This window comes from Umezawaea sp. Da 62-37, assembly GCF_032460545.1.
Classification (GTDB): Bacteria; Actinomycetota; Actinomycetes; order Mycobacteriales; family Pseudonocardiaceae; genus Umezawaea.
Window position 1 is genome coordinate 7,105,117 of record NZ_CP135965.1, and the last position, 26,057, is coordinate 7,131,173.

Annotated in this window: 19 protein-coding genes and 1 pseudogene; 9 read left to right on the forward strand and 11 right to left on the reverse strand. The window is 66.4% G+C overall.

Features of this window, described 5'->3' with window-relative positions:
* Window positions 1–39 precede the first annotated feature (39 nt).
* Together RM788_RS32820 and RM788_RS32825 are read right to left on the reverse strand one after the other, a co-directional pair.
* Window positions 40–555, reverse strand: a pseudogene (locus RM788_RS32820) (glycoside hydrolase family 92 protein); the annotation flags it as partial.
* A 129-nt stretch (window positions 556–684) separates the two neighbouring features.
* Entirely contained in the window at window positions 685–1,959 is a 1,275-nt protein-coding gene (locus RM788_RS32825) for a ricin-type beta-trefoil lectin domain protein (protein WP_315922328.1), read from the reverse strand.
* A 698-nt stretch (window positions 1,960–2,657) separates the two neighbouring features.
* Between RM788_RS32825 and RM788_RS32830 the strand changes: the two genes are divergently transcribed.
* Window positions 2,658–4,256, forward strand: a complete 1,599-nt coding sequence (locus RM788_RS32830) for a glycoside hydrolase family 30 protein (RefSeq protein WP_315922330.1) — start codon at window positions 2,658–2,660, stop codon at window positions 4,254–4,256.
* A 46-nt stretch (window positions 4,257–4,302) separates the two neighbouring features.
* On the opposite strand, the gene RM788_RS32835 is transcribed toward RM788_RS32830, so the two are convergent.
* The 3 genes from RM788_RS32835 to RM788_RS32845 are packed head-to-tail and all read right to left on the reverse strand — an operon-like array spanning window position 4,303 to window position 8,340.
* Window positions 4,303–5,571: an acyl-CoA dehydrogenase family protein gene (locus RM788_RS32835; protein WP_315922332.1), complete on the reverse strand. Its 1,269-nt coding sequence runs from the start codon at window positions 5,569–5,571 to the stop codon at window positions 4,303–4,305.
* The gene (locus tag RM788_RS32840) at window positions 5,558–7,816 is read right to left on the reverse strand and encodes a CocE/NonD family hydrolase (RefSeq protein WP_315922334.1); all 2,259 of its coding nucleotides are present in this window, start codon (window positions 7,814–7,816) and stop codon (window positions 5,558–5,560) included. The genes RM788_RS32835 and RM788_RS32840 overlap by 14 nt, the downstream gene beginning before the upstream one ends.
* The gene (locus tag RM788_RS32845; RefSeq protein WP_315922336.1) at window positions 7,813–8,340 is read right to left on the reverse strand and encodes a nuclear transport factor 2 family protein; all 528 of its coding nucleotides are present in this window, start codon (window positions 8,338–8,340) and stop codon (window positions 7,813–7,815) included. Before RM788_RS32845 ends, RM788_RS32840 begins: the two co-directional genes overlap by 4 nt.
* A gap of 155 nt (window positions 8,341–8,495) precedes the next feature.
* Here RM788_RS32845 and RM788_RS32850 point away from each other — a divergent pair, with 155 nt between their 5' ends.
* Window positions 8,496–9,200 carry a GntR family transcriptional regulator gene (locus RM788_RS32850; RefSeq protein WP_315934820.1) on the forward strand — a complete coding sequence of 235 codons (705 nt, stop codon included), beginning with the start codon at window positions 8,496–8,498 and terminating at the stop codon, window positions 9,198–9,200.
* Window positions 9,201–9,692: 492 nt separating this feature from the next.
* Here RM788_RS32850 and RM788_RS32855 read toward each other — a convergent pair whose 3' ends face one another.
* Window positions 9,693–11,438, reverse strand: a complete 1,746-nt coding sequence (locus RM788_RS32855; protein WP_315922338.1) for a CocE/NonD family hydrolase — start codon at window positions 11,436–11,438, stop codon at window positions 9,693–9,695.
* 464 nt (window positions 11,439–11,902) lie between these two features.
* Here RM788_RS32855 and RM788_RS32860 point away from each other — a divergent pair, with 464 nt between their 5' ends.
* A complete protein-coding gene (locus tag RM788_RS32860; protein WP_315934821.1) occupies window positions 11,903–12,442 on the forward strand; it encodes a TetR/AcrR family transcriptional regulator in 540 nt (179 codons plus the stop codon).
* A 276-nt stretch (window positions 12,443–12,718) separates the two neighbouring features.
* Here the strand turns inward: RM788_RS32860 and RM788_RS32865 are convergent, their stop codons facing one another.
* The 5 genes from RM788_RS32865 to RM788_RS32885 form a co-directional block, all read right to left on the reverse strand.
* On the reverse strand, window positions 12,719–13,129 hold the full coding sequence (locus RM788_RS32865) for a nuclear transport factor 2 family protein (RefSeq protein WP_315922340.1): 411 nt from the start codon (window positions 13,127–13,129) through the stop codon (window positions 12,719–12,721).
* A gap of 34 nt (window positions 13,130–13,163) precedes the next feature.
* Window positions 13,164–13,715 carry a nuclear transport factor 2 family protein gene (locus RM788_RS32870; RefSeq protein WP_315922342.1) on the reverse strand — a complete coding sequence of 184 codons (552 nt, stop codon included), beginning with the start codon at window positions 13,713–13,715 and terminating at the stop codon, window positions 13,164–13,166.
* Window positions 13,716–13,780: 65 nt separating this feature from the next.
* Window positions 13,781–14,608 carry a fumarylacetoacetate hydrolase family protein gene (locus RM788_RS32875; RefSeq protein WP_315922344.1) on the reverse strand — a complete coding sequence of 276 codons (828 nt, stop codon included), beginning with the start codon at window positions 14,606–14,608 and terminating at the stop codon, window positions 13,781–13,783.
* A gap of 68 nt (window positions 14,609–14,676) precedes the next feature.
* Window positions 14,677–15,021 carry a cupin domain-containing protein gene (locus tag RM788_RS32880; RefSeq protein ID WP_315922346.1) on the reverse strand — a complete coding sequence of 115 codons (345 nt, stop codon included), beginning with the start codon at window positions 15,019–15,021 and terminating at the stop codon, window positions 14,677–14,679.
* Between the two features lie 6 nt (window positions 15,022–15,027).
* Window positions 15,028–16,635 (reverse strand): bifunctional 3-(3-hydroxy-phenyl)propionate/3-hydroxycinnamic acid hydroxylase, encoded by a 1,608-nt coding sequence (locus tag RM788_RS32885; RefSeq protein ID WP_315922348.1) that lies wholly within the window; start codon window positions 16,633–16,635, stop codon window positions 15,028–15,030.
* A gap of 238 nt (window positions 16,636–16,873) precedes the next feature.
* Between RM788_RS32885 and RM788_RS32890 the strand changes: the two genes are divergently transcribed.
* From RM788_RS32890 to RM788_RS32915, 6 genes are all read left to right on the forward strand, one after another.
* Window positions 16,874–17,653: a FadR/GntR family transcriptional regulator gene (locus RM788_RS32890; protein ID WP_315922350.1), complete on the forward strand. Its 780-nt coding sequence runs from the start codon at window positions 16,874–16,876 to the stop codon at window positions 17,651–17,653.
* A gap of 1,040 nt (window positions 17,654–18,693) precedes the next feature.
* On the forward strand, window positions 18,694–20,919 hold the full coding sequence (locus RM788_RS32895; RefSeq protein WP_315922352.1) for a CocE/NonD family hydrolase: 2,226 nt from the start codon (window positions 18,694–18,696) through the stop codon (window positions 20,917–20,919).
* A gap of 59 nt (window positions 20,920–20,978) precedes the next feature.
* Entirely contained in the window at window positions 20,979–22,211 is a 1,233-nt protein-coding gene (locus RM788_RS32900) for an acyl-CoA dehydrogenase family protein (RefSeq protein WP_315922354.1), read from the forward strand.
* Window positions 22,212–22,236: 25 nt separating this feature from the next.
* Window positions 22,237–23,445 (forward strand): flavin reductase, encoded by a 1,209-nt coding sequence (locus RM788_RS32905; RefSeq protein WP_315922356.1) that lies wholly within the window; start codon window positions 22,237–22,239, stop codon window positions 23,443–23,445.
* Entirely contained in the window at window positions 23,442–24,686 is a 1,245-nt protein-coding gene (locus RM788_RS32910; protein WP_315922358.1) for a CaiB/BaiF CoA transferase family protein, read from the forward strand. The genes RM788_RS32905 and RM788_RS32910 overlap by 4 nt, the downstream gene beginning before the upstream one ends.
* A 90-nt stretch (window positions 24,687–24,776) precedes the next feature.
* Window positions 24,777–26,027 (forward strand): DUF3500 domain-containing protein, encoded by a 1,251-nt coding sequence (locus RM788_RS32915; RefSeq protein WP_315922360.1) that lies wholly within the window; start codon window positions 24,777–24,779, stop codon window positions 26,025–26,027.
* The last annotated feature ends 30 nt before the right edge of the window (window positions 26,028–26,057 follow it).

The following is a 26,057-nucleotide window of genomic DNA, read 5'->3' on the forward strand; positions in this document are numbered from 1 at the left end:
TGACTCCGAAAGGTCAGTAAGGTCGGTGGTGCTCGTCGCCGCCGCCCCCAGCTTGAACAGCAGGTTCGCCTGGGTGGTGGAGGGGAACGTGAAGCGGGCCATGCCGGATCGGGTGGTGGCCGTCAGTTCGGATTTGACGCCGTTGTCCAACGCCACCGTGTAAGCGCCCGCGCTCGCGGACTCGTTGGCGTGGGTGAAGGTCGACGTCGCACCGCCGTTGACCGCGCCGGTGGTCGGCAGGATGGGGATGTCGGCCGTCGCGTTGCACCCGGGACCGGACAGGTGCGTCAGGCTGAAGCCGGTGATGGTGTTGTCGCCGTAGGCGTAGTTCCCGCCCGGCGGACGTGACGGTGTGTCCGGGCTCCACTGCACCATGCCGAACGGCGCGTCCGCGCCGGGGAAGGTGTTGCCCTCGTGGGACGTGCCCAGGAACGGGTTGACCAGGGATGCGGGGTCCGCGACCGGGGCGGCTGTCGCCGTGCCGGGGGCGACCGCGACCAGGAGGCCCATGAGCAGGGTGCTGACTAATGTCGACGTGCGCAGACGTGCTCTCATCGCGACTCCAGGTTCGGTTTTGCGGCAGGGGGAGGGACCAAGGCGCGCCCGGCGGTCGTTCTCGGGGAGCGGGCGCGCCTTGGTCGGGCTACGACGTCGACGCGTCTTCGCGCTTCACCGCGGGACGGTCTATCCGCGTCGCCACTTCTGGTTCGCGCCGCCGGTGCAGTCCCACAGCTCCAGAGGCGTGCCGATGCCGCCGAACCCGGTGATGTCGACGCACTTGTTCGCCTGCGGGTTCACCAGGTCACCCGCTCCGCTCAACACGAACTGCTGCGCCGCCGAGCCGTTGCAGCCCCACAGTTGGATGGCCGTGCCGTTCGCGTTCCCACCTCCGTTGACGTCCATGCACAGGCCCAGCGCGCGGACCGTGCCGTCGCCCGCGAACGTCCAGTTCTGGTTCGCGCCGCCGTTGCAGTCCCACGTGGCCAACCGCTGGCCCTGCGCGCCGTTGGAGTTCGGGACGTCGACGCACTTGTCCTGGTAGCCGATGATCCGGTTGCTGCTGCCACCACCGGTCGTGGACAGCCGCAGCCCGTAGGTGGACAGGATTTCGTTCAGCGGCTGGAACAGCGTGCCGCCACCGGTCTTGCAGTCTCCCGATCCGCCGGACGTCACGCCCTGGGCCTGGTTGCCCGCGAGCCACGCACCACCGGAGTCGCCGCCCTCCGCGCACGCGTTCGTCGAGGTGAGGCCGTACACCGGGCCGTTGGAGTAGTTCGCCGTCACGTCCTTGGCCTGGATCGTGCCGCAGTGCCAGCCCGAGGTCCTACCGGAACGGCACACCGACGCGCCGATACCCGCCTCCTGTGAACCGGAGACCGCGACGCTCCCGCCCGCGTAGTCGTTGACGTAGGGCGTGGGCGTCCAGTTGGAGTTGGTGCGGACCCACGCGTAGTCGTTGCCGGGGAAGGAGGAACCGGCGAACGTGCCCTGGTCGACGTTGTTGTAGCCCAGGGTCGGGGACCCGGTGCCACCGCAGTGCCCGGCCGTGACGAAGCCGCCGTCGACCGAGAAACCCACCGAGCACAGCACGTTTCTGTTGATGACGTACTGGTCGCCACCGCGGATGTCGTAGAGCGGACGCGGAGCTTCGGACACCCGAGTCCGCACGGACACCCCCGCCTTCGAGGCGAACGAGCGCGCGGCGTCGGCGGTCGCGGCCTCGACCACCACCGAGTTCGATGTCGGGTCGACGTACCACGTGTACACATCCGCCGGTGCGGACGCCTTGTCCAGCAACAACTTCTCCGAGTTCAACGTCTGCTCGGAGCGGCTGACGGGCACGGCCGCGGCGCCTGCCGCCCGGACGATCGCGGCGTCGGCCTCGTCCAGCACTCCGATCTTCAGCGTCCCGTTGTCCAACCACGCGCCGCCGAAGCGATCCGACAACTTCGCGCGCAACGCGGTCTCCACCGGGCCGGACCGCAATTCGCGGTCTTGACGCACGGCGGCGTGAGCCGGCGACAGGCCCAGGTCACGGCTCAAGGCATTTGACAACGTTGTCGCCTCAGAGGCGGAGGCAACGATGGGAATGGAAACGAGCGCGGCGGCCAATGCCGCCACGCAGCTTTGCGCGATCAATCTCACGACATCTCCTGGTGCAGGGAAGGGAAGCGTGAGAGCGCTCTCCGAGCCGAGAGTGCCAGGCGGTCCAGACCACGTCAATAGGGGGCAGAGTCGGTCTTTCGAAAACGGTTCGGCGACTTCCTCGGAAGAGTGGGCATGAATCGTTTCAAAGGTACGGCCATGGACAAAATGGTTGTGGTGCAAGGTATCTCAGTTCTGAGGCTGTCCGTGGGAGCGCTCTCAGGAGTTCATGTCGAAACGTTTCGGACGCGCCTTCGAAATATTCGTGCTCGTTGATCGTGGATTTCGCGCGTGCTGACAGGTGGCGCGAAGCCAGTGGTCTAGGTCAAGTGGGTGAAGGTGAATTGAGACGGGACTGACAACATAGACAAGCTTGCGGACAGACATTGACAGCAGGTTTGATCACACACGAAAGTGATAGCGAGTACTCGGTTGCGCAAGCCGCGTCTCGACTCTTCGCGCGAGGTGGCCATTCTTGGCGGCGAACCATCTTCGGCGATGGTGCGCACCCTGTGTCGTGCCGGGTCATCGGTCCTTCCCGCGAGCAGACGCGCGGTGCTGTCTCCGTCAACGTCGAAGGAGGACACTCCATATCGCACCCTGATCCCGGACGCGCCTTCCGCCGGCTCCTGGCCATCGCCGCGCTGTTGATCGCCTCGATGGTGTCGGGCGCATGCTCGGCTTCAGCGGCCGAGGCTGTCACTACCACGGTCGCCGTCAACGGTGCCAGCATCGGGCGGACGTTCGACTGGGTCGGCGCGATCAGCGGCGGCGGCAACTCCCGCCTGTTGATCGATTATCCGCCTGCTCAACGGGCTCAGATCCTCGATTACCTGTTCAAGCCGAACTACGGCGCCGCGGTCCAGCTGTTGAAGTTGGAGATCGGTGGCGACGCGAACTCCACCGACGGCGCCGAGCCCAGCCACCAGCACGTGCGCGGTGAGATCAACTGCGATGTCGGCTACGAGTTCTGGCTCGGCAAGGAAGCCGTCGCCCGCAACCCGAACATCAAACTGGTGGCTTTGCCCTGGGCCGCGCCGGGATGGATCGGCAACGGCAACTTCTGGACCCAGGACATGATCGACTACGACATCTCCTGGCTGGACTGCGCCAAGGGACACGGACTGACGATCAGCTACCTCGGCGGCTGGAACGAACGCAGCCACGACAAGACCTTGTACAAGAACCTGCGCTCCGCGTTGAACGCCAGGGGTTATGCTTCGGTGCAGATCGTCGGTGACGACTCCGGGTGGGACACCGCCGACGACATGCTCGCCGATCCCGCCTTCAACAACGCCGTCGGTGTGGTCGGCTCGCATTACCCGTGCGGCTACCTGTCCGATGCGACCTCCTGTGCCTCGTCGGCGAACGCGGTGGCGACCGGGAAACCGCTGTGGGCCAGCGAGTTCGGCTCGCAGGACTACAACTCCGGGTCGGTGCCGTACATCCGCAGCATCACCCGCGGCTACCTCGACGGTCAGATGACCGGATTCATGAACTGGCCGCTGGTCGCGGCGCTCTACCCCAACCTCCCGTACGCCACGGTTGCGCTGGCCGTCGCCGGGTCGCCGTGGTCGGGCTCCTACCAGCTGGGCAAGAACCTCTGGGCCAACGCCCAGGTCGCCCAGTTCACCCAGCCCGGCTGGAAATTCCTCACCGGCTCCGCGAGCGGCTACCTCGGCGGGAACCGGGCCAACGGCAGCTACATCTCGCTCAAGTTCACCAACGGCACCGACTACTCCACCGTCTACGAGACCACCGGCACCGCCGCCGCCCAGACCGTGAACGTGTCCGTTGCAAGTAGAGCCCCTCAAAGGTCAAGCCCCGAACGGAGCCGAGCACGACGCCCACAGTCGCTGCCAAGGACGTACGGGGCGTCGTGGCAGCGCCGAGGGAAACGACCCGGAGGCGACGAGCAGATCCAGCGGGCTCAGTGGTGCCGCAGCCACGGCCACGAGCGCTGTGCCGGCCGTGTGGGCCGGCGACGTCGTCGAGCCGAACTGGGGGTTCGCGACGGTAGCGACGGCTGCTCACACCGTGCCGTGCCGCGTGGCGGTTCCCTCGGGCATCCTGTCCGGCTCCGTTCGATTTCGAGATGCTGTCTGAGATGATCACTGCGGGAGGCATGGGTGCCGCCCCCCGGCGGTTCGGCTCGGTTCAACCGGTTTTGCTTGCCGGGCTTGGGGCGGACCGGTTGAGCGTGGTGATCCCGGCGAAGTCGTGTGGCTGGATGCCGGCCATCAGCCGTCCGTAGTTCTCGGACAGCGCTTCGAGGTTTAGCGCGCCGTGCAGGGTGACGACGCGCGCGTCGCGCCAGGCCCGCTGGATCGGCTCGAAGTCCATGATGGCGGTCGAGCCCGAGTTGCGTTGGAGCAGTTCGATCGCCTCGGCGCACCACTTGGCGGCATAAGCGGTCTCGGCGAGGACGCGGGCGCCGAACCGCTGCAGGTACTCCGGCGACGCGGGCGTGCCGGCAGCGGCGAGCTCACCGAGCTGGTCGGTCTCCTCTGCGTTGGCCTGCGCCATCAGCGTCGCCGACCGGATCTTGCTGTGGACCTCGGTGAGCATGAGGTGCGTCAACGGCGCCTCGAGCTGGTTTTTGTACGTCGTGCCGCGGACGGGTCGGCCGGCGGAGCGTTCGAGGAAGCGGTCCAAGACGCCCTGGGCGAGCCCGATGGACATGCCGGCCATGAGGCTGAACGCCCAGCCCAGCGACGGCGCCTTCCACAGCGACCCGGCGAGCCCGTTGTCCAGGGTGCCGGCCACGACGTCACGGAAGTCGACGACGCGGTAGTCCGGGACGAACAGCTCGTCGGCGGCGAGGGTGATGGAAACGCTGCCCGTGGCGCACATGCCGGCGACCTGCCAGTCGTCGAGGAACCGAAGCTCGTCGCGGGGAACCTGGACGCCCACCAAGTACGGGCCGTCGCCGTCGTCGGCGATACAGCCCAGGTTGGTGTACGGCGCCCACAGCGCGTCACTGCCGAACGTCCAGGGGCCGCCGGAGATGACCCAGCCGCCGTCGACCCGCTGCGCTCGCCCACGCGACGCCGGGAAGTGGCTCGAGCCGGCCACACGGGGGCCTACCCAGTCGGGGCCGTAGACCTCCTCGACGACCTGCGCGCCCGAGCCGGCCGGGATCCAGTTCGTGGAAGCCGCCACCCACACGGTCCATCCGGCCGAGCCGTCCCACGAGGAGACCTCGGTGACGACGTCGAGCTGCTGGCGGACCGGGAGTTCGGCGCCCCCGAACTCCGCGGGACTGGCGATGTCGAAGGCGCCGGTGGCGTCGAGGGCGGCGATCGTCGCGTCTGTGTGGCGGCCCGCGCGTTCGGCGTCCAGCGCGTTGGCGCGCAGGGTCGGCCCGAGCTCGCGCACCTTCTCCATCACGGCCGCGAGCGTCGTGGACCTGTCAGTGACGAGCATCGTGGGTCTCCGTGTCGTGTCGGTCGATCAGTGGAAGCTGCACGTAACTGGGGTGTCCAGGTCCGGTGTGGACGGTGTTCACCGCGCCGACGTGGTAGCTCTCGTCGTAGGCTCGGGCCGGTATGCCCGCCGGGGTGTAGGGCTGGATGTCGATGCGCAGCCGCGAGCCCGCCCGGATGAGCGCGGTGCTCGGGTAGAGCCCCACCTCGATGGGCACGACCTCGCCGTTGCGCAGCGGCTGGTGATCGGACTCGGTGTGGGTGTGGACCGGCCAGTAGTCGGTGGACCGCTTCGTGTCGAGCGCGCGCCGCGACACCTTGAGCAACCCGTGCCCGACGGGATGCACGTGTGCCGGGTCGATGGGCAGCACCACCGATTCGTAGCGAATCTCCCGGTCGTGCTCGTCGATGACGCGCAGCGACACGAAGACGTCCATGTCGGTGCTGGTCGACGACACCCACAGGCCGACCTTCATGTAGCCGGCGAGCGTCAGGTCGGTGGTCAGGGGAGCGCTGACGAAGGAGACGCCTGTCGACCACCGCGGGGTGCCGCCCACGTGCCCGGTCGGTGCGGGGATGGGCCGGCCGAGGTCCAGATGGGCGTCGTAGTCCGCCTGCCGCTCGACGTCGGGTATCGACTCGACGATCCGGAGGATGTCGTCACGCCTGCCGTCGCCGGTCCAGTCCGAGGGGCCGGCGTCGAGGTACCAGCGCCGGTACTCGGTCCGCGCGATCGGCCACTCCTGCTCGTGCAGGACGAGGTGCGCACCGTTGCCGGTCCTGACCTGGACCCGGACGGGCGGCTCGTCCGGGACTCCGTTGTCCACGCCGTTGAGGAAGTGGTCGAAGAACCGCATGTGCTCGCGGATGGTCGATTCCGCATAGCTGTGTGGGAACCAGGCGTCCACGAAGTCGAATCGCCTGGCCGAGGCCGCGGTCGAGTGGATGTAGGTCTCACTGCTGCCCAGTTGGTGGATGGTGACGCCGGTTTGCGGGCCGACTATCCAGACGGGGGTTGTGGCCCTGGCCAGGTCGGCGTTCATGAAGACCGAACCCCGAGTGCCGTAGGCTTGCGGGTCGTTGAACTCGGTGGCGCGCAGGCGGGCCATCCAGTCCGTCTCGGGCCGCTGCCCGCCGCTGAAGTTGTGGCCGGACATGATTTTCCACCACCACTGCCAGAAGCCCTCGCCGAACAGGCCGCCGCCGTAGGTGGCCTCGTTGTAGAGGTCGGCGTCGGTGCCGAGCGCGATCATCGCCTTCAGGTGCGGTGGTTGCAGGCCGGCGACCATGTGCTGGGTCATGGCCAGGTAGGACATGCCCCATAGACCGATGTTGCCGTTGGACCACGGCTGGGTTCCGGCCCACTCGATCGCGTCGAAGTAGTCCTCGGACTGTTGGACGCTGAAGGGCGCCTGTAGGCCGGGGCTGGTGCCGACGCCGCGGCTGTCGACCCGGATGCACACGTAGCCGTGCGGGACCCAGACCGACGAGTCGACGCTTTCGTGGTTCTCGTACTGCAGGCCGTCGGGGTTGCCGGAGAAGAACCGGTCCTCCAGCACCTCCTTCTCCTGTGCCTGCTCGTCATTGGAGATGGCGCCGTGGTTGAAGGCTTTGCCGTAGAAGCCCTTGTTCATCACGACCGGGTACTGCCCGTCGCCGGCCGGCCGGAAGACGTCGGCATGGACGAAGGACCCGTCGCGCAGGGGGATGCGGACGTCGGTGGTCTTGATGATGCCGCGGATGTTGCGTCTGAGTTCGTTGCGGGCAGCTTCCGCGGTCCGCAGTTTCCGCGGCGTCCTCGCTGCGCGGACGTCCGGCGCCGTGTCGAGAATGCGGAGTAGGTCCTCGACCATGGGGTCGGTCGCAAAAGCGGCTTCGCTCTGGTCGAAGTTGATCACCACCGGTCCGATGAGGTCGTGCACGGGCGGCGCGATCGTCACCCCGGCTTTCACATCGCCGTCCTGGTCCAGGGACTGGACCAATCGGGCGAGGTTGGTCACCGCCGGGTCGCGGAGCTTGTCGATCCGCCCGTCCGCCCGCTTGACCAGTTGCGCCAGGTTGACCACCGGCGCACCCGATACCGACCCCAGGACGAGTCCTCCGAGGAGAAAGGAGACCGTTTCCCCCTTGGCGAAGTGGAACTCGCCGCGCTCGTTCGTGACGCCTGCTCGTGTCGGGGTCTGGTATCGCAGGCCGGCGGTGGGACCCGCGAAGACACCGATGCGGACGTCGAAGGCCTCGGTCACCGCGACTTCCCGATGGCGTTGAGGAACATGATCCGTCCGGCGTCCGCGTGCTCACGCAGGACGTTGAGCTTCATGTCCGGGCGGTGCTCGGCGTTGGGCTCGGGCACGAAGGGGTTGCCGGTCCAGGACATCAGCCGGCACACACGTCGCTGGATGCGCCACCCGCCATCGGTCCGGACGAGTTCGTCGTCGTACCAGCCGGTGCCCGTCCACGTAGGACCGTCCTCGGCCGCTTCGCGGATCAGCAGCCAGTTTCCGTAGCTGAACGCGTAGGCCTTGTCGCCGTCGAGGTGGACCAGTTGCCCCATCATCGTGTGCTGATGGCTGTCGAGGGTCTCGTGGAACTCCGCGAAGGACCGCTTGAAGTTCTCCAGCCCCACCCAGGCGTTGCCTGCCGGGCCGAACTCCGCGGTCACGTCGTCGGAGAAAACCAGGTCGAACAGATCCCAGGCGTGGGCATCCAGCGCGAACCCGTACAGGTTGAGCAACTCGATGATCGCTGCCTTGTCCTCGTTCTCCGCCACGTCGTCGTCCGTTCCTCGGTGTGACATATCTGTGTAACGCCAGTGGCATGTTACGAGTGCAAGGCCATGGCGTGTCAAGGGCTCCCGATAAGCTCGCTACCGCAATGCTCTTGACCGATAGGGCAACTGGACTCAAGGATGGCCCGGTGGCTGACATGTCTGAGCCAAGTGTCTCGCTTAACCAAGCCGCCTACGACCGGCTGCGGAGCGACATCATCGCGTGCAGATTGGCACCGGGTCAGCGACTCACGGAGAAGCAGCTGGCCGCCGAGTTCACGATCAGCATCGCGCCTTTGCGCGACGCTCTCATCCGACTCGACCAGGAAGGGCTGATCCGCACCCTCCCCCGCAAGGGCTATCAGGTGGCGCCCCTCACCCCGAAATCGATCGACGACCTCTTCGTCGTCTGGCAGATCGTGGGACCTGAGCTGATCCGGCTCGGCATCAGCCAGGCGAGCGAGGACCAGATCGTCGCGGCACGGGAAGCGTTCGACGAGCTCGACCGGCAGGTGGAGCAGGAAGGAGGCGCACGCTCGGCCATTCGGGACATCGCGGTGGTCAACGCGACGTTCGAGGTCTTGGCCGAGGCGACGGGTAACGCCTATCTGATCAGCATCTTCCAGCGGCTCATGGGGGACATGAGCCGCATTCGGGCGTTGCTGCTCACCTCGGATCGCACGATCACCCCGTCAGGCGCGGGTGAGCACTGGGTGCGCCACATCCTGACCGAGCGGGATCCTGACAAGGCCGCCACGCACGCGAGGCGCTACATCCAGGACGTCCACCAGCACGTGCTTCAGGCCATCGTCCGCTGGCCTTCGGTGATGAGCAGCGAGGTCAGCGTCATCCCGTCCCGGTAGCGATCGCCACGAGAGCAGGGGAGTCGACGACCGGATGACTCGAACAACCCGCCTGTGAATCGGGACGGCCTTTTGTCCGGGGGTAGGTACCCCTACTGAGGGGCGCGGACGCGATCCGGACGTTCGGCTGTCGCCTCCGACAAGCGCTGCTCGCGGACGACCGGTGCGCCTCGGTCGGCTTGGTCTTGACCGCGAACGCGCCGCCCTACGGATGCGCCGACTTCTCGAAGGCCATCGATGTCAGCATCGTTTCTACGCGTTGTGGTGTCGACGTACCGGGTACACGTCTCAGGACGCGCGGCGGCCATACGGCGCCGGTGGCAAGAAGGTCTCCGACGGTGGCCTCGGCCGCACGGACCTCCTCGTGCCGGCCGCGACCGGCCGCAGCCGATCTCCTGGACCGTGGTGCCACGCCCGCCGCGTCACCGTGCAGGCCGCGGGTGGGGCGGACGTGTCGTGCCCGCCCCACCCGCGGCTCGTCATCGGTCGCCGCTACCGTGCTTGCACCGGTAGTTGCAAATAGGAGGCGTGTTGGCCGCCGGTGTGGATGACGTGCCGGCCGCTGTTGGCAGGTGTGTAGTCCCGCAGCCTGGGCATCATCCCGCCCAGGAGGTGTCGGCCGCTGATGACGAACCGGAGCTGCTCGCCGGGGTAGAACACGAGCCCGACAGGCAGCAGGTCGATCTCGATGTCGACGATCTCACCGGGGGTGAGCTTCTCGATCCGGTCGAATCGGTGGGCGGGCACGTCGTCGGTGGAGAGTGTGGCGTCAAGGCCTCGCAGGGATACCCGCAGGCGTCCGTCGGAGCCCTTGTACCGCAGGATCGAGCCGCCGCGTTCGGTGACATCGTGCGCCATCGCGCTCTGGTTGGGTGAGGTGAACTGCTGCAGCGGAGTGCCGTAGGCGTCGAGCTTTTGCACCAGGACGAACAGGTCCATGTCGTCGGAGCCCTGTGCTTCGACCCGAAGATGTGCCTTGGGGTAGCCGACCAGAACGGTTTCCCGGTCGAATCGTGCGATGAACGACACCAGATCCGGGTTCGACCCGACCTCGTAGCCGACGCTCGTTTCGGTGGTCGGCGCTGTCGTGTCCAAGGTCCGTGTGCGGCCGTCGAGGTAGTACTTCGTCGAGGTGACGTCCGACGGCGGGAACCGGTCGGCGACGATGTCGACCGTGTCGCCGCCTTCGAGATCGAGGACCGAGTATCGGACGCGGGGTGTCTGCTCCCACCCGTTGTCCTCGCCCTTGAGGTAGTGGTCGAAGAACCGGCGCAGGTCTTCCCGGTTCTCCTCGTCGTAGTAGTCGGGCCATTCCTGGGTGTTGTGGATGCGCAACCACTTGTCCCGGGAGGCGATCCGGCGCCAAGCCCGGAACGTTCCCGCGGTGTGCAGCGTGTTGGAGTAGCTGGCCACGACGTAGGCCGGCACCGTGATCCGGTCGAACTCGGGGATCTTGTTCTGCCACAGTTCGTTCATCAGCGGGTAGCGGTCGGCCTCGGCGATGATGTCTTCCTTCTGGTTCTTGCCCCAGAAGCTGTAGTCCCGCAACTGCTGGGCGAACCCGTGGTCCGGCATTCCCCCGCGCAGCACCAAGTCGCGGTAGACGTCGCTGACGCCTTCCCATGGGTTGATCGCCGCCAGGTGCGGAGGCTGTTCGGCGGCGGTGAACCACTGTGAGACCGCGAGGTAGGAGGTTCCGCTCATCGCGACCTTGCCGGTGCACCAGTCCTGGACGGCCAGCCACTCGATCAGGTCGTGGCAGTCCCGGCCTTCCTGGCGGTCCCACAGGACGCTGTCGCCTTCGGAGTCGACCACGCCGCGGATATCGGGATTGCAGATCGCGTAGCCCCGTGCGCACCAGTAGGCGGGGTCGGGTCCTTCGAACTTCTCCAGCCCGGAGACGATGCCGTTGTCCAAGCCGACCAGGCCGAACACGCCCATCACGCTGGTCGAGGTCCCCTGCCCCTTGCCGTACGGGCTCCAGGCCACGATGACCGGTACCTTCTCGGTTCCCGCGGGGCGCAGCACGTCCACGTGAATCGTGACGCCGTCCCTCAACGTGACCCGGACGTCCTTCTCGAGCATGATGTCGACCGGCAGTGGCAGGAACGGCGGCGCGATCTGGAAGCCCGCCTCCAGCGTGCGCGTACCGGGCTCGAACCCGGACAGCACGCCATACCTGTCACTACCCGGCTCAAGCGGTCGGGACGGCATGAACACCTTCTGGTCATCGCTCATGACGAGCTCCTCTCGTGTTGTCCGAGGACCGGCGGCATGTCGGTTCACGGAGGCTCGGTGTCACTGTCTGTCAACAACGTACCCCCGGATGGCCTAGATATCAACACTCGTTGAGTTACTTCGAAGGTGTGAACTTCCCCTCGACGGCTGCAGGCCGCGGATAGTGGTGCATGCGGTCCTCGGTGTCACCGATCCGGTAAATGAGCAGGTAAAACCCTGGTGGGCGTTCTGCGTGTCCAGTTAATCACCGCTCGTTGATATCCGTAGACGGCAGGTGGCATCCCGACGAAGTGACAAGAGGGGGTCTGTCGCCGCACACCTTGTATATACTTTCTGTGATATCTACACCCGTCGACAAATCTCTTGTCGAAGATCCATCCTGAGGCATGTCGTCAAGTCAGAGCGGTGCCCCTTAACCCGTCCGGCGTGGGAGAAGGCCTGGCCGGCCCGAGACACGGCAGGCCATTCTCGATGCGGCTCGCGCACGCTTCGCCTCGGACGGGTACACCGCCACGACGATCCGCAAGATCGCTGCTGATGCGGGCGTCGACGCGGCGCTGGTGATGCAGTACTTCACGTCGAAGGACGAGCTGTTCGCAACTGTGCTGTCCGTGCCGGCGCACGCGCTCACGCGGATGACGGACGCGTGGCGCGGCCCCGAGGCCGGCATCGGTGAACGTGTGGCACGCGCCTTCCTAGACGTGTGGGGGAACGACCCGACCGCGTCGGAGCCGTTGCTGGCGATGCTGCGCGGTGCGATGGCCACCGAGCAAGCGGCCGCGCAGCTACGTGACTTCATCGAGGACAGGCTCCTGATCGGGGTGGTCGCTCACCTGCGGGATGATTCCGACACCCGCCTGCGTATCGGGATCGCTTCGGCGATGCTGGTCGGCATCATCGTTGCCCGCAGCGTCGTTCGCGTGCCCACCATCGCGAACGTGAGCCTGGAATCGATCGTCAGCGCGACAGCCACGGCGCTGCAACCGTTGCTCGCGCCTGAGTGACAATGAGGGAGGCCTGAACCGGCGGTCGTTCACCGGAACGTACCGATGCCGCTTCGCGCACGACACGGCACATCGTTTCGATCTCTCACGTGGACACCCGTCCGCGGCCACAAAGACGTCTCCATGGCCGCCGACGGATGGCATGGCGCTCAGCCGTGGCGCCGCTGCTGGATGTTCACCGGCCCTGGGCTTGGAACTTGATGACCGAACTTCTCGAGGTGTCCGGTCGTGCCAGGTGAGCGTGGGAACCCCGCATCTGTTGCGGTACACGGCCGCTCAACCTTGCTCGTGGTGGGCGCGGCGCGCGGCGGCGTCGATGAACGGGGTGGGGACGAAGTAGAAGGGGCGGATCTCGCAGATCTGGCCACCGCGGAAGCGGATCACTTCAACGACCTGCGTCGGCGGCCCGTCGTGTCCGTCAAGGACGAACTCTACGATCTGGACCGCGTAGTCATCTCCGACGGTGGTCGCAACGCACCGCAGGTCCTTCACCCCGGCACTGGCGACGACGATCGGAATGAGTTCGCGGAAGGCACCTCTGCCTCGGTACACCCCTGCGAACGGCATGTACGACGGGATCTCGATGACGAAGTCGTCGGTCAGGAACTGCTCGGCCGCGTCGTGATCGCCCGCAGCCTGAAGCGCGTAGTGATGTTTGACGATTTCGAGCTGGTCTTGCGCCGTCATAGTGGCGTCCTTGCGCCCGTGTCACGGGCCTGGTTCACGCGGGCCAGTCCTCCGTCGTCAGCGCGGTGCCGTTGAACCCGGCGACCGGGCGCAGGCTCGGGTCGTTTCCGTCCCGCAGTCGGACGGAGGCGTCGGGGTGGTCGTCGAACCAGCCGCTGGTCGGATACCGGTACATCCAATCGACGGACAGCTTGCGGCGCGCGATCCGCCAGACGCCGTCGCGTTTTTCGAACCTGTCGAGGTAGCGCGCCCACAGCTTGACGGTGTCGCCCTTCCAGTGGTGCTTGTCCGACGCTTGGTGATCGGCGTGGAGATAGGTTTCGACGTGAGCGACGTCGGGGCCGTCGAAGTCGATCAGGCTGTTTCCGAGGAAGTGCATGGTGCGCTCGAAGCGCGGCATCTCCGCGGACAGGAACTCCACGAAGCCGTCGACCGATCCGGTGTGCAGGCTCTCGGGGAACTGCACCCACGCGTCGTCGTGGAAGGCCCCGCGCACGAGGTTCATGTCGACGCGGTCCAACCCGCGGCAGTACCGCAGCAGGACGTCGTGGATCTCCGCACGGGCGATGAGCTCTTCGATCTTCATGGATCTCTTCCTGGTAGGTGAACTGTGGTGGCTAGCAGGTGGTGATGGCCGTGCTCCAGGAACGTTCACCTGGTGGTGGCCGCGGTGAACCGCTGCTCGTTTGCGACTACGACGTTGCGCAGCACGCCGAGGCGTTCGATCTCGACTTCGACTGTGTCGCCGGGCCGCAGGAACTGGGGAGGGTTGCGGGCATAGCCGACGCCGGCGGGTGTCCCGGTCGCCAGCAGGTCGCCGGGGCGCAAGGACAGGGTGTGGGAGATCTGGGACAACGTCTCGCCGATGGGGTACACCATCTGGTCGGTGCTGGCGTCCTGCATCGTCATGCCGTTCACACGGGTCCGCAGCCGCAGGCCGTCGCGCAGGTCGCCGACCTCGGAGGCGGGAACCATCGGGCCCAGCGGTCCGGACCGGTCCGCGTTCTTGCCCAAGGTCCATTGGGAAGTTCGTTTCTGCGCGTTGCGGGCCGTCAGATCGTTGAACGCGGAGTAGCCGATGACTGCTGCCAAAGCTTCGTCGGGGGAAGCGTCGACGAGAGGTGCTCCGACCCAGGCGACGACCTCGCCTTCCCAGTCGAGCCCCTGCTCATTGGCGGGCACCGGGACCTCGGCTCCGTCGACGGTGAGCGACTGGGTCCACCGTGCGAACAGAGTGGGGTACGCGGGCAGGGTCTCGTTGCGGTAAGTACCTTCCGCGACGTGGTCGTGGTAATTGAGGCCGACGCAGAGAACCCGTGCGTCGGGCAATACCGGTGGGACCTGCCGAAGCTCGGCGGTGGCGAGCGTCGGCCCGGCGGACGGCCTGAGCAGATGTCCCGTCGGATCCTTCCAAAAATCCGTGAGCGAGGCGATGAGAGTGACGGTGGCGTTGTCTTCGGCCAGAGCCGCGACATGCACGCCGGAGCCGTTGCCTGCTCGGGTGACTCCTACAATTCTCATCGGTTCCCCTTGTGTGATCTGGATTTTCAGCTGTTCGCCGGCCTGATGACGAGCATGCTGGCGGGCAAGTGGGTTCGGTTGACGACCTGACGCAGCGTCCCGGCGGAGAAGCGCGCCGAGTCGTAGGGGCCGAGTGCTTCCTCGATTTCCTCGCTGACCATCACCAGTTCGCCGGAGACGACGACGTACACGGTGTCCGTGGGCTGTGGGGCCATCTCCGCCTCGCCATAAGGCAGGTAGTGCGACAACACCACCGTCACGCCGTCCCAGGGTGTGCTGTGACCGTTCTGAAGGCGGACAGGGCCTACGCCGCGGTGTCCTGGGGGGTCGAACGGCTCGGCGTCGGCGAGCCGGAAGACCTGCATGCCCATGATCGATCACTCTCCTGAGGGTGTGGCTGGGTCGAGCGCATGGCGCAAGCGCGTCAGAAAGTGCGGGACGTCGGTGTGCGCACCGGCGGCGAAGACATAGAAGTCGGGACGGGCCAGGATCGCCTGGCAGCCGTGGGTGTCGAACCACCGTGTGTAGTGGCCGTCGACATCCTCGATGTGGCCCTGGCCGGAGACGTCGGCGACGACGCCGCCGATCCGCCGAAACCACGACAGGTCATCGGGAGTGCACAACTCGGCCGGATCTCCGACGACGCTGAGCAGTTGCCATTCACCGCCCATCACATCGTCGAACAGACCTGCCAGCTCGCCGACGCGGATTCGGCCTTGCGGCGCCAGCCGCCCGTCGTTTCCCGCGCTGGGGACCGTCAGTGACGGCTGACCCAGGCGAGGATGTGGTGGTTCGCGCGTGGCGGCACCGGGATCCTGCGTCCGGAGCTTCATGTGGGCGTCGCGGGCGGCTGCCCGCTCGACGTCGAGTTCGCAGATGACGCGGCCGGCGGCAACGGCCTCGTCGATGATCTCGCAGACGTGCCCTGTGCGTTCCGGCCCATAGGTGTCCAGCACCGCAGGTGTCGCAAGCCCGTGGTGTACCAGGTTCAACCGCCAGGAGAGCGCGCGGGCGTCTCGAAGGCCGGAGCACAGGCCTTGTCCAAGAAACGGTGGCATGACGTGCGCTGCGTCCCCGGCGAGGAAAACGTTGCCTTCTCGCCATGATCGAACGCAGTGGCCCTTGAACGTGTAGACGGCGTGTCGTTCCAGCCGGGCCGTGTCAGGTGTCACGCCCCACGGCGCCATCAGGCGCCACGCGGTGCTCTCCTGCCCGAGTTCGTCGGCGGTCACGTCCTGGCGGCGCATGAACTCGAATCGTCGCCGTCCCGGGCCGCTGTTCACCGCGGTCGCCGGTTGTGCCGGGTCGCAGTACTGGGTGACGAAGGCGGTCCAGTTCTCGTCGACCAGCGGCTGGTAGTCCACCACCAGCCAGTCGGCTTCGAAGCCGGAGTCCTGCACGCCGATACCAAGATGCGAGCGCACTGCGCTGTTGGCTCCATCGGCGCCGACGACCCATCGAGTCTCGACTTGTACGACCTCAGTCCGCTGGTCGGTACAGGTCAACCCGATGGTGACGCCGTCGTGGTGCTGATCGAGGTCGTGGAACGTCCATCCACGGTGGACGCTCACCCCTGCAGTGGCGGTCGCCAGGTCTTCCAGGGCGGCTTCGAGATCGGGTTGGTGGAAGCCGTTGGTGTTGGCCCATCCCGACTCGGCCGCCCGGTTCCAGTCGATGGTCTGCAGAAGGTCGCCCTCACCGTTGCGGAACTCATAGCCCCCGCGTTCGCCCTGTGACGGTTCGAAGAGGTGGGAGTACTCGGTCATGAACCCCGCGGCTTGCAGGATGCGGATCGCCTCGTGATCGATGGTGCAGGCCCGTGGCAGTGGATAGCGCTGGGGCCAGCGCTCCACGACGGCGACGCGCAGGCCGTCTCGCCCAAGCAGGATCGCCGTCAGCAGCCCTACGGGTCCGCCGCCGACCACCACGCAATCCACCTCCCGCGGAAGCGCCACGGCAGCGTTCTGGTGCGGCGACCGCGTCATGCGTCCCGTCCAACCGGGCCCGGCATGGTGATGTGGGTGCTGGGAACCACCGGCGTTGCGCCGCCGACGGCGAGTGTCCGCGTCGAATTTCGCTGCACCACAGCTCAGCCCTCCTGTCGGCTCTGACAGTGTTGATCCACGGCTCGAGAACGAGCGACGCCACTTAACACCCGTATGTTTCGGATGTTTTGAATACTGACTGCGTCCCCGAGTGGCTGTCAAGAGCTAAACTATGCGTATGTTTTCGCGACCACCCGGCCTGCCGCAGAACCTCGCCTCCGAGATCGAGGAGCTGATCGGTGCTCGCGGCCTGCGTCCCGGAGACCGGATCACGACGATGGACGAGCTGCGCACCGAGACCGGTTACGGCCGCGGAACCATCGGAGAAACCTGTCGGTTGCTCACCGAAAGGGGAATCGTCGACGTCCGTCGCGGGCGCGGTGGTGGGCTGTTCGTGGCGGACATCGGTCCGGTGGTCCGGCTGCGTCAGACGCTGTTGACGGTGCCGCAGGGGGCGACCACGGTCGCCCACGCGATCGCCGTCCGTGACGCACTCGAGGAACTCATCGCACTCGAGGCCGCAGCGCACCGAACCGACCGCGACCTGCGTGACCTGGACGTCTGCCTCGACGCGATGCGACGTTCCGACGACCTCGAAAGTTTCCTGCGGTCGAACTGGTCCCTGCACGAGCGCATCGCCGACATCACCCCCAACGACCTCGCCCGCGCGATGTACGTCGCCTTGATCCGAACCGTCGCCGAGTTGTCGGTCCGCGCCGATCCTGGAACGTCGTCTAGCTCGCAGGGCTACCTCGGCGAGCGGTTGTCCGTACACGAGGAACTCGTCGAAGCGATCCGCTCGCGCGACGAGGACCGCGTTCGAGCCGCACTCGTGGTACATCGGGGCGACGTCAAGTCGGGCTCTCTGGGCGAGGGCTCGGAACAGTCGTCCGTGACCACCGCGGTGAACGGTCTCGGTCAGCTCGCTCTGGCCGAGTCGGGCGAAGTCCGTCGGTGATCGGCAGTTCCTGGATGGGCCACCGACTATCCGAGCTGTGAAGGCGCCGGTCTGCTCGCGATCCGGCTACGAGCAACGTGCCTGCCTCGTCGACGGTGTGCCGGCGCGCAACTCGACGACGGCGTCCGTGTCGTAGCCGCGCAGCCGTGCCCGTGCTGCACGGGTGCGTTCTGCGTCGCGCTCGTGACCGGCTCTGCTTCGATGTGCGCTCCGGACAGCGATCCTGCCGACTGTGCCGGTTGCTCCCGGACACCGAAACCGTCTCCTTGGGTGAAGGCCCCCTTCTCGATGTGAGGTATGAGCGCGGCGATGCCGGAATTGCCCGTGGCCGTTGGTCGAACGGGATCAACTCCCGTGGGTGAGGGCAGCAGGTTGTCGGCGGCACGGGAATCTGAGGCGCGAAGGTGCCTGTAGTAGCCGGTGGGCAGTGTGATTCCGCGTACGCCACGGCTCCGGAGCGGACAGTGATCGGAATGAGCCCGGTGCGGCACGTTCGCCGCCCGCGCGAATGGAGCGCCATATCGTGCGCAGTGGAAAGTGCCTGAGGAGACAGCCAGGTCAGAGGGTTCGGCGGAGCGGTCGCCGCAGCCGCCGACGTGACGCCTGGTGCCCGCGCCGGCTTCGGCACGACCCAGTCGCGGCCGCGTCCGGAGCGCGACGATCGACGCCGCCGTTCTGTCGTGCCTGTTGATTGTTTCTACGTCAGCCTGGGGTCTGTCACGCCTTCGCCCTCGATGAGGGGTGATGGGAACTCGTGCGTGCTCTGGATGGCCGGTTCGTTGCCACGTCGAGAACCTACCGCGAAAGGTCTGTCCGTGATCGACCGGATACGCCGCTCGGTCCGGCAGAGCTGACACTCGACGCATCTGAGCTTGACAGACGGTCACGTGCGTATCAAAGTAGCAAAAGACACGAAACATACGGGTATTTAACTTGGCCTCGACGATGAGGGAAGTGCCATGGTGCGTGAGGGAAGAGTCGCCGGACCCATCGCAGGCCTGCGGTTCGAGACGCCCACCTGCTCAGGAGTGACCGACCACGTGGGCACCTTCCAGTTCCGAAGTGGTGAGATCGTCACGTTCTCGGTCGGCAACGTCGTGATCGGCACCGCACGCGGTGCCGAGAGGCTCACTGTCGCCGACCTCGTGGCGAGAGTCGACGGGAACCTCGACAAGCTCGCCGATCCCGGGCTGACCAACATCGCCCGTTTTCTGCTGACACTCGATCGCGATGGCAACCCGGACAACGGGATCACCCTGCCGGTCGAGGTCCACGAGCTCGTGGGTGACCGCGCCATCGATTTCCGCTACCGGATCATGTCCTTGCCCGGGGCGCCGGCCGATCCCGTCCAAGCGTTCACCGATGACCCTGTTGTCGCGCAGCTCCTGCAGGACCTCAATCAGGCGAACGCGTTCACCGGCACCACACCGCGCACGCTCGCCTCTCCGGCCATGGCCCGCAACGAGATGCGTCGCAACATCCACGGCATCCGACGCTTCCGCGATGTGAAGATCCCGTTGCGCAACGGATCCTTCGTCTACGCCGACGTCTTCCGCCCGGACAGCGCAGACCCGGTCCCGGTCGTGATGAACTGCGGTGTCTACGGGCGGGCATTCGTTCATCACTCCATTGACGGGCAGGAGGCCGCCGAACGCCACGAAGTGATGGAGGATCGGTACTTCCTCGGCAACCCGGACGGGTACGAGTACGAGAACCACGAAAGCATCAACACCACCAGCTGGGTCCCGCGAGGCTATGCCCTCGTCCGCGTCGACGGCCCTGGCGCGGGCGCAAGTCCAGGCACCCTGGGAATCTGGGGTATCGAGGAAGCCGAGGCCTTCTACGACGCGATCGAGTGGGCCGGTGTCCAGCCCTGGTCGAACGGCAATATCGGCCTGTGGGGGATGTCCTATTACGCGGTCAACCAGCACGCGGTGGCCAGTCTCCGTCCTCCGCATCTGAAGGCGATGATCGCGATCGGAACGGACACCGACCTCTACGAGGAAGTCGCGTACACCGGCGGTATCTTCAACGAGGAGTTCTTCCCCGGCTGGCTCGCCAACGGCATCGTCCCCGCGATCGTCGGTGACATCGACGCGAAGGACTTCCTCGCTGCGGCCAGGGCGAACCCCTTCAAGGACTCCGATCCCTCGCTGATCTTCGGGCCGAGATCCGAAGTGCTCATGAGCCCGGACCTGAGCGAAGTGACGATACCTTTGTGGACAGTCGCCGCCACCGCGCATCCCGGCAACTTCCACCAGCTCGGTAGCAGCGAGACCTTCCTCAACACCCCCACGCCGAACAAGAAGATCGATTTCTGGGAGGACTGGTTCCTCAAGTCCTACTCCGCCGCGGCGGTCGAGGACCACATGGCGTTCTTCGACCACTGGCTCCAAGGCGTCGACAACGGAATCATGGACACACCTCCGGTCCGCCTGGAGATCCGCACCGGCCGCGGCAGCTCATACCTGCAGGAAGAGCACGAATGGCCGATCGCCCGCACCCAGTACGTCAAGTGGTACCTGGACGCGACACCCTCGGAGTGGACCGGGCACACCGGCTGCGACAACGTCCTGCGCCTGGCCCAGGCCGCTCCCGACCAGGAAGGGTCGGTGACGTACTCGGCGGAAGTGGATCGGACGGTCACGTTCTCCGCCGACATCGACGTCACGGAATTTCGCAGGCGCAAGGCCTTGGCGGCCGCGCAGCTCGGTACGGCGTCCGCGCCGTGCTCGCCGGGGGCGACGTTCGTCAGCGCTCCCTTCGAGGACGACACCGTCCTCGCCGGTTACAGCAAGCTTGTCGTGTGGGTGTCCTCCACCAGTGAGGACATGGACATCTTCGTCTCCCTGCGTGTGCTCGACGAGAACGACCACGAGGTCGACTTCTGCGGCCCGGCACTCATCCCCGGCATTTCCACCCGGTTCTACCCGCTGGCCAAGGGCTGGCTCAAGGTCTCGCACCGCAAGCTGGACCCTGAGCGGTCGACCGAATTCCGGCCGAAGCACACCCACCTGCGTGCTGATCACGCGCCACTGCACGGCGGCGAGATCGTGCCGGTGGAGGTGGAGATCATCCCGAACACCGGGTTGATCCGCAAAGGACAGCGGCTTCGCGTGGACATCCAGCCCTACACAGGAGCCGGGCACGGGATGCGCCACGCCTACGACTCGACTTACCACGACGGGGCACAGAACACGATCTTCACCGGCGCGCAGTACCCGAGCTACGTCCAGTTGCCGGTCGTGCCACCCGCCGGCGCGTGAGCGCGGCACAACGGCAACGCGGCAACGCGCTACCGAACATCAGCAGGAGTGATGAACACATGGCTACCCCCGGCACCACACAGGTAGACCGCCCGCGAGCTCAGGACATCCTCGCCCACATCGCGGAGATGACACCCTGGTTGCGCGAGCACCAGACCGAGACCGAACAACAGCGTCGCATTCCGCAGGAGACCGTCGAGCGTCTCGACAAGATCGGGATCTTCAGTCTGACCACGCCGACGCGCTACGGCGGCGCCGACTTCACCACCCGCGAAACGCACGATATCTTCCGGACGCTCGCCGCCGGCTGTGGCGCTACCGCCTGGGTGGTCTGGGCCGCGGCGGGCGGGAACCTGTGGAGCTGCGCCTTCCCCGAGGACGTCATCGCGCCGGTGTACGAGTCACCGTGGGTCGGGAACCGGACGTTCGCCCTCGGCGGCACAAGCCGGCGCATGTCCGGCACCGCGCGGAAGGTCGACGGCGGCTGGATGATCAACGGCGTCTGGCCCTTCGCCACCGGCAGCGTCCACGCCTCACACGGCTACCTCGCGGTCTTCTACGACGAGACCGACGACTCCAAGGTGGGCATGGCGCTCGTCGCCAAGGACCAGCTCCTAGCGCGGGACGACTGGGACGCGATGGGCTTGGCCGGCACCGGCAGCCAGACCGTGGCGACCGACGGTGAACTGTTCGTCCCCGACGAACAGTTCAGCACTCCTGCGCGACTCGCGGCGCAGATCGACGAACTCACCAAGCAGGGACTCGGCCCGGCACGCGGCGGAATCGTCCGCTCGCTCATCTGCGGTGCGGGACTCGCGCTCGGCATGGCCGACCAGGCGATGGAGGTCTTCCTCGGCAACATCGGCAGGCGCAGCCTGCCCTACTCGCCCTATGCCAGGCAGCTCGACGCACCGGTCGCCCATCACACCGTGGGTCGCGCTTACGCCCAGATCCGGGCCGCGGGTCGCGTCGCCGACGCGGCGGTCGCCGAGCTCGACCGCCACCAGGCCGAGGCCACGGATCCCTCGGAACTGGAGGCGCTGCGGCTGCACACCGACGCGGCCTACATCTGGGACGCCTGCAGTGCCGCGGTCGAGACGCTGTTCCGGGCCTCCGGGGCATCGGTGATCGTCAAGCGCAACCCGCTGCAGTTGATCACCCGCAACTGCCTGGCCGGCAGCACGCACGCCGCCAACCACCTCGACACCTGGCTGGAGAACATCGGCCGGACGCTGTGCGGCGCCGACGCGGCACCGCTGTTCACCAGCGTCCTGGAACGCCCGAAGGTCTGACCGGCGATACGACGAAGAAGGCAGCATGTCCGAATCCATCGATCCGCAGCACTTCCGCCATGTGCTGGGCCACTTTCCCACAGGCGTCGCCGCGGTGACCTCGTGTGACGACACCGGGGCCCCGGTGGGAATGACGGTCGGGTCCTTCGTCTCCGTCTCCCTGTCACCTCCGCTGGTGGCGTTCCTGCCAGGAAAGCAGTCACGCACGTCCGCGCAGATCCTGCAGAACGGACGGTTCTGCATCAACGTGCTGGGAGCACATCAGGAGTCGGCTTCCCGCGCGTTCGCCACCGGAGGCGACCGCAAGTTCGACGGTCTGGACTGGACGCTGTCATCCAGCGACCTGCCGCGCCTGGATAGCGCCGTCGCGTGGATCGAATGCACCGTGGACGCGGTCCACGACGCCGGCGACCACGACATCGTCGTCGGTCGTGTCACATCGCTCGACGCGGCGGCACCGTCGTTGCCTCTGCTGTTCTTCCAGGGCGGCTACGGACGATTCTCCCCGCTGTCACTGGCGGCCGCAGGGGAACCCGACCTCATCGAGCACCTCAAGCTGGTCGACCTCGCGCGGCCGGTCATGGAAGAGGTGGCCGCGGCCAACGACGTGGAGTGTCTGGCCTCCAGCACAGTCGGTGACGAGATCGTCCTGCTGGCCACCGCAGGCACACCCGCCGGTGGACGCACCTACAGCCGGGTCGGTCAGCGGTTGCCGCACATTCCACCGCTGGGGACCGCGCTCGTGGCGTGGTCCGAGAAGGCCACAAAGGCCTGGATGGCACGAGCACAAGCATCGTCGTCGTTGTGCTGGGAACACGACCCCCGGCAACTGGTCGATCGGGTACGTGCGCGTGGCTGGTCCGTCGCGACATGGAGCGACACCCTACGCAAACTGGAGTCCAGTGTGGACGAGACCACGGTGAGAGGACTGACTCCGCACGGACGCCAAGCGATCCGGCACCTGGTCGGGCAACTCGGCAGCGAGCACGAGCCCGACGACCTGCACGACCCGAGTCGGCGGTACAGCATCCGCAGCGTGTCCGTTCCCGTGTTCGATGCGCGGAACCACGTCGTCATGCAGCTGACGGTCGATGGGTTGCCGCCCGACGCCGGCCCCGCCGACGTCGGGCGATACGTCACGCACCTCAAGAACGCAGCCCAGCGCGTGTCACACGCGCTGCCCAGCACCGAGCAAGTACCACCGGCTGCAACGGTGGAAAGGAACCGTCGATGACGTCCACAGGTTCTTCGAACCCACCCGCCACAGCCGCCACCGGTCCCCTCAGCGAGCTTCTCGTCGTGGACCTGAGCCGAGCCGTGGCCGGCCCCCACGCCACCATGATGCTCGGGGATCTCGGCGCCAGGGTGATCAAGGTAGAGGCACCGGGAACCGGTGACGACGCCCGTGGCTGGGGACCGCCGTTCATGACGGTCGAGGGCCACGAGCACGAGTCGACCTACTTCCTGTCGGTCAACCGGAACAAGGAGTCGATCTGCCTCAACCTGAAAGACGCCGCCGACATCGAGGTTCTCGAGACACTGGTGCGCCGTGCCGACGTTCTGGTCGAGAACTTCCGCACCGGCGTGATGGACCGGCTGGGACTTGGTGCGGCACGGCTGCATGAACTCAACCCGCGGCTGGTGATCCTGTCGATCACCGGCTTCGGCCACGACGGACCCGAGGGCGGCCGGCCAGGCTACGACCAGATCGCCCAAGGCGAGTCCGGGCTGATGTCGGTGACCGGCCCCAACCCGGAGGACCCGCAGAAGCTCGGCACCCCTATCTGCGACTTGCTCTCCGGCATGTACGGCGCCTACGGCGTTCTCGCCGCACTGCACGAACGCGCCCACACTGGTCGCGGTCAACACGTGCGCACCTCGTTGCTCGCCGCCGCCGTCGGCGTGCACGCGTTCCAAGGCACGCGCTGGACCGTTGCGGGCGAAGTGGGGCGAGCAGCCGGCAACCACCACCCTGCCATCGCCCCCTACGGCCTCTTCCGTTGCGCCGACGGCTCGGTTCAGATCGCGGTCGGCACCGAAGCCCAGTGGCGCAAATTCTGCGCCGGCTTCGGACTCGACCCCACTTTCCCTGGCCTCGCCTCGAACCCCGAACGGGTCGCCCGACGCGACGAGCTCATCGCTCTGGTGGAGAAGGCCTTCTCAACGTGGAACGCCGCCGACCTGCTCGACCGCTTGAACGAGGTCGGTGTCCCCGCCGGCAAGGTGCGCAGCCTCGACGAGGTGTACACCTGGGACCAGACGCGAAGCCAAGGCCTGCTTGTCGACGTCGACCACGACAGCCTGGGGAAGATCACCCTTCCCGGCCCACCATTGCGATTCTTCGAGCCATCCGGAACCGAACGAACTCGAACCGGTCATCGCGCGCCACCCCGCCTCGACCAGCACGGCCGCACCATCCGCTCCTGGATCAATGATCGACCGGACCTGCAGGCGACCGCGACAGGCGAACGCTGATCGCTTCACGCCATCCGAGCGGATCGGACACGAAAGTCACTACGCCCCAACCGAATCCCGTTGCATACGGCTGATCGCCAAGGACCTCTGATGCCGGAAGATTTCCGCGACTATGTGATGCCGCTGCATGCCGAGAAGATCGCCGGTATAGGCGAACTCGATGCCTACCAGTGGGTGGAAAGGCACCTTCAGCAGGATACCTTCCGCAGCGCTGTCGACGCCTGGACCGGCCGGTTCGCCGCCACGTCATTCCGGGGCATCACCACCGACGGAACCATTGACCGGGCATTGTTCCCACGCCGACGCGAAGATGCGCCGACCGCAGAGATGGTGGCCGCGGCGGGACTATTGCTCGGCACGCTCGATGACCGGCAACGCAGCGCCGTGCGGCACCCGTTGGACAGCCGCGTCTGGCGGGCGTGGATGAACCCCGAGCTCTACGTCAACCGCTTCGGCCTGCGCCTGGACGAGGTCTCCGGCACCGTGCGAGAAGCGGTGCTGGGACTCATCCGAGCAAGCCTGAGCGAGGCAGGGTTCGACAAGGTCCGCAAGTGCATGTGGACCAACGACTTCCTCGGCCGACTGGTACACGGGCCCCGCGTCATGAACGAGTTCAGCTACAACTTCAACCTCTTCGGGGAACCAAGCGAAATCACCCCCTGGGGATGGTCACTGTACGGACACCACGTCTGCGTCAACGTCATGGTGGTCGGCACGCAGATGGTCGCAAGCCCTGTCTTCCTCGGTGCCGAACCGAACATCATCGACGAGGGCCCGCACGCTGGAACCAGGTTGTTCGGCACGCCGGACGAACTGGCCTTGGAGCTGCTGCACGGATTGCCGAAAAACGTCCGTGATGCCGTCGTGCTCTACCCGGACAAGCGTCACTCCAACATCCCACCCGGACGGGAAGTCTTCGGCGACGAACTGCACCTCGCCGGCATGTTCCAGGACAACCGCGTCATCCCATATGAGGGCGGCCGTGCCGCCGACTTCCCGACAGACAGCCGCGAACTGCTCCTCCGGCTCGCCGGCAACTTCGTCGACCACCTGCCTCCCGGGCCCTACCGGGCACGGCTCGACGACATCCGCGCACACCTGGACGACACGTGGCTGTGCTGGATCGGCGGATCGAAGCCCGACAGTCCATTCTACCTCCGCATCCAAAGCCCAGTGATCCTCATCGAGTACGAGCACCACGCCGGAATCATGCTGACCAACACGAACCCGGCCAAGTTCCACACCCACACGATCATGCGCACGCCCAACGGCAACGATTACGGGGCCGCGCTGGTCGCACAGGAGATCGGACAACAGCTCACCTTCACCCAGCAATCCTGACTGGTAAAGCGGCGACGGTCTGACAAGTGA

What these genes read in the sequence shown, in the direction of transcription:
- RM788_RS32870 (WP_315922342.1), bottom strand. Translation starts at nt 13,715, where the DNA reads ATGAAGATCGAAGAGCTCATCGCCCGTGCGGAGATCCACGACGTCCTG.
- RM788_RS32900 (WP_315922354.1), top strand. Translation starts at nt 20,979, where the DNA reads ATGGCTACCCCCGGCACCACACAGGTAGACCGCCCGCGAGCTCAGGAC.
- RM788_RS32910 (WP_315922358.1), top strand. Translation starts at nt 23,442, where the DNA reads ATGACGTCCACAGGTTCTTCGAACCCACCCGCCACAGCCGCCACCGGT.
- RM788_RS32855 (WP_315922338.1), bottom strand. Translation starts at nt 11,438, where the DNA reads ATGAGCGATGACCAGAAGGTGTTCATGCCGTCCCGACCGCTTGAGCCG.
- RM788_RS32915 (WP_315922360.1), top strand. Translation starts at nt 24,777, where the DNA reads ATGCCGGAAGATTTCCGCGACTATGTGATGCCGCTGCATGCCGAGAAG.
- RM788_RS32905 (WP_315922356.1), top strand. Translation starts at nt 22,237, where the DNA reads ATGTCCGAATCCATCGATCCGCAGCACTTCCGCCATGTGCTGGGCCAC.
- RM788_RS32835 (WP_315922332.1), bottom strand. Translation starts at nt 5,571, where the DNA reads ATGCTCGTCACTGACAGGTCCACGACGCTCGCGGCCGTGATGGAGAAG.
- RM788_RS32890 (WP_315922350.1), top strand. Translation starts at nt 16,874, where the DNA reads ATGTTTTCGCGACCACCCGGCCTGCCGCAGAACCTCGCCTCCGAGATC.
- RM788_RS32885 (WP_315922348.1), bottom strand. Translation starts at nt 16,635, where the DNA reads ATGACGCGGTCGCCGCACCAGAACGCTGCCGTGGCGCTTCCGCGGGAG.
- RM788_RS32850 (WP_315934820.1), top strand. Translation starts at nt 8,496, where the DNA reads ATGTCTGAGCCAAGTGTCTCGCTTAACCAAGCCGCCTACGACCGGCTG.
- RM788_RS32880 (WP_315922346.1), bottom strand. Translation starts at nt 15,021, where the DNA reads ATGGGCATGCAGGTCTTCCGGCTCGCCGACGCCGAGCCGTTCGACCCC.
- RM788_RS32865 (WP_315922340.1), bottom strand. Translation starts at nt 13,129, where the DNA reads ATGACGGCGCAAGACCAGCTCGAAATCGTCAAACATCACTACGCGCTT.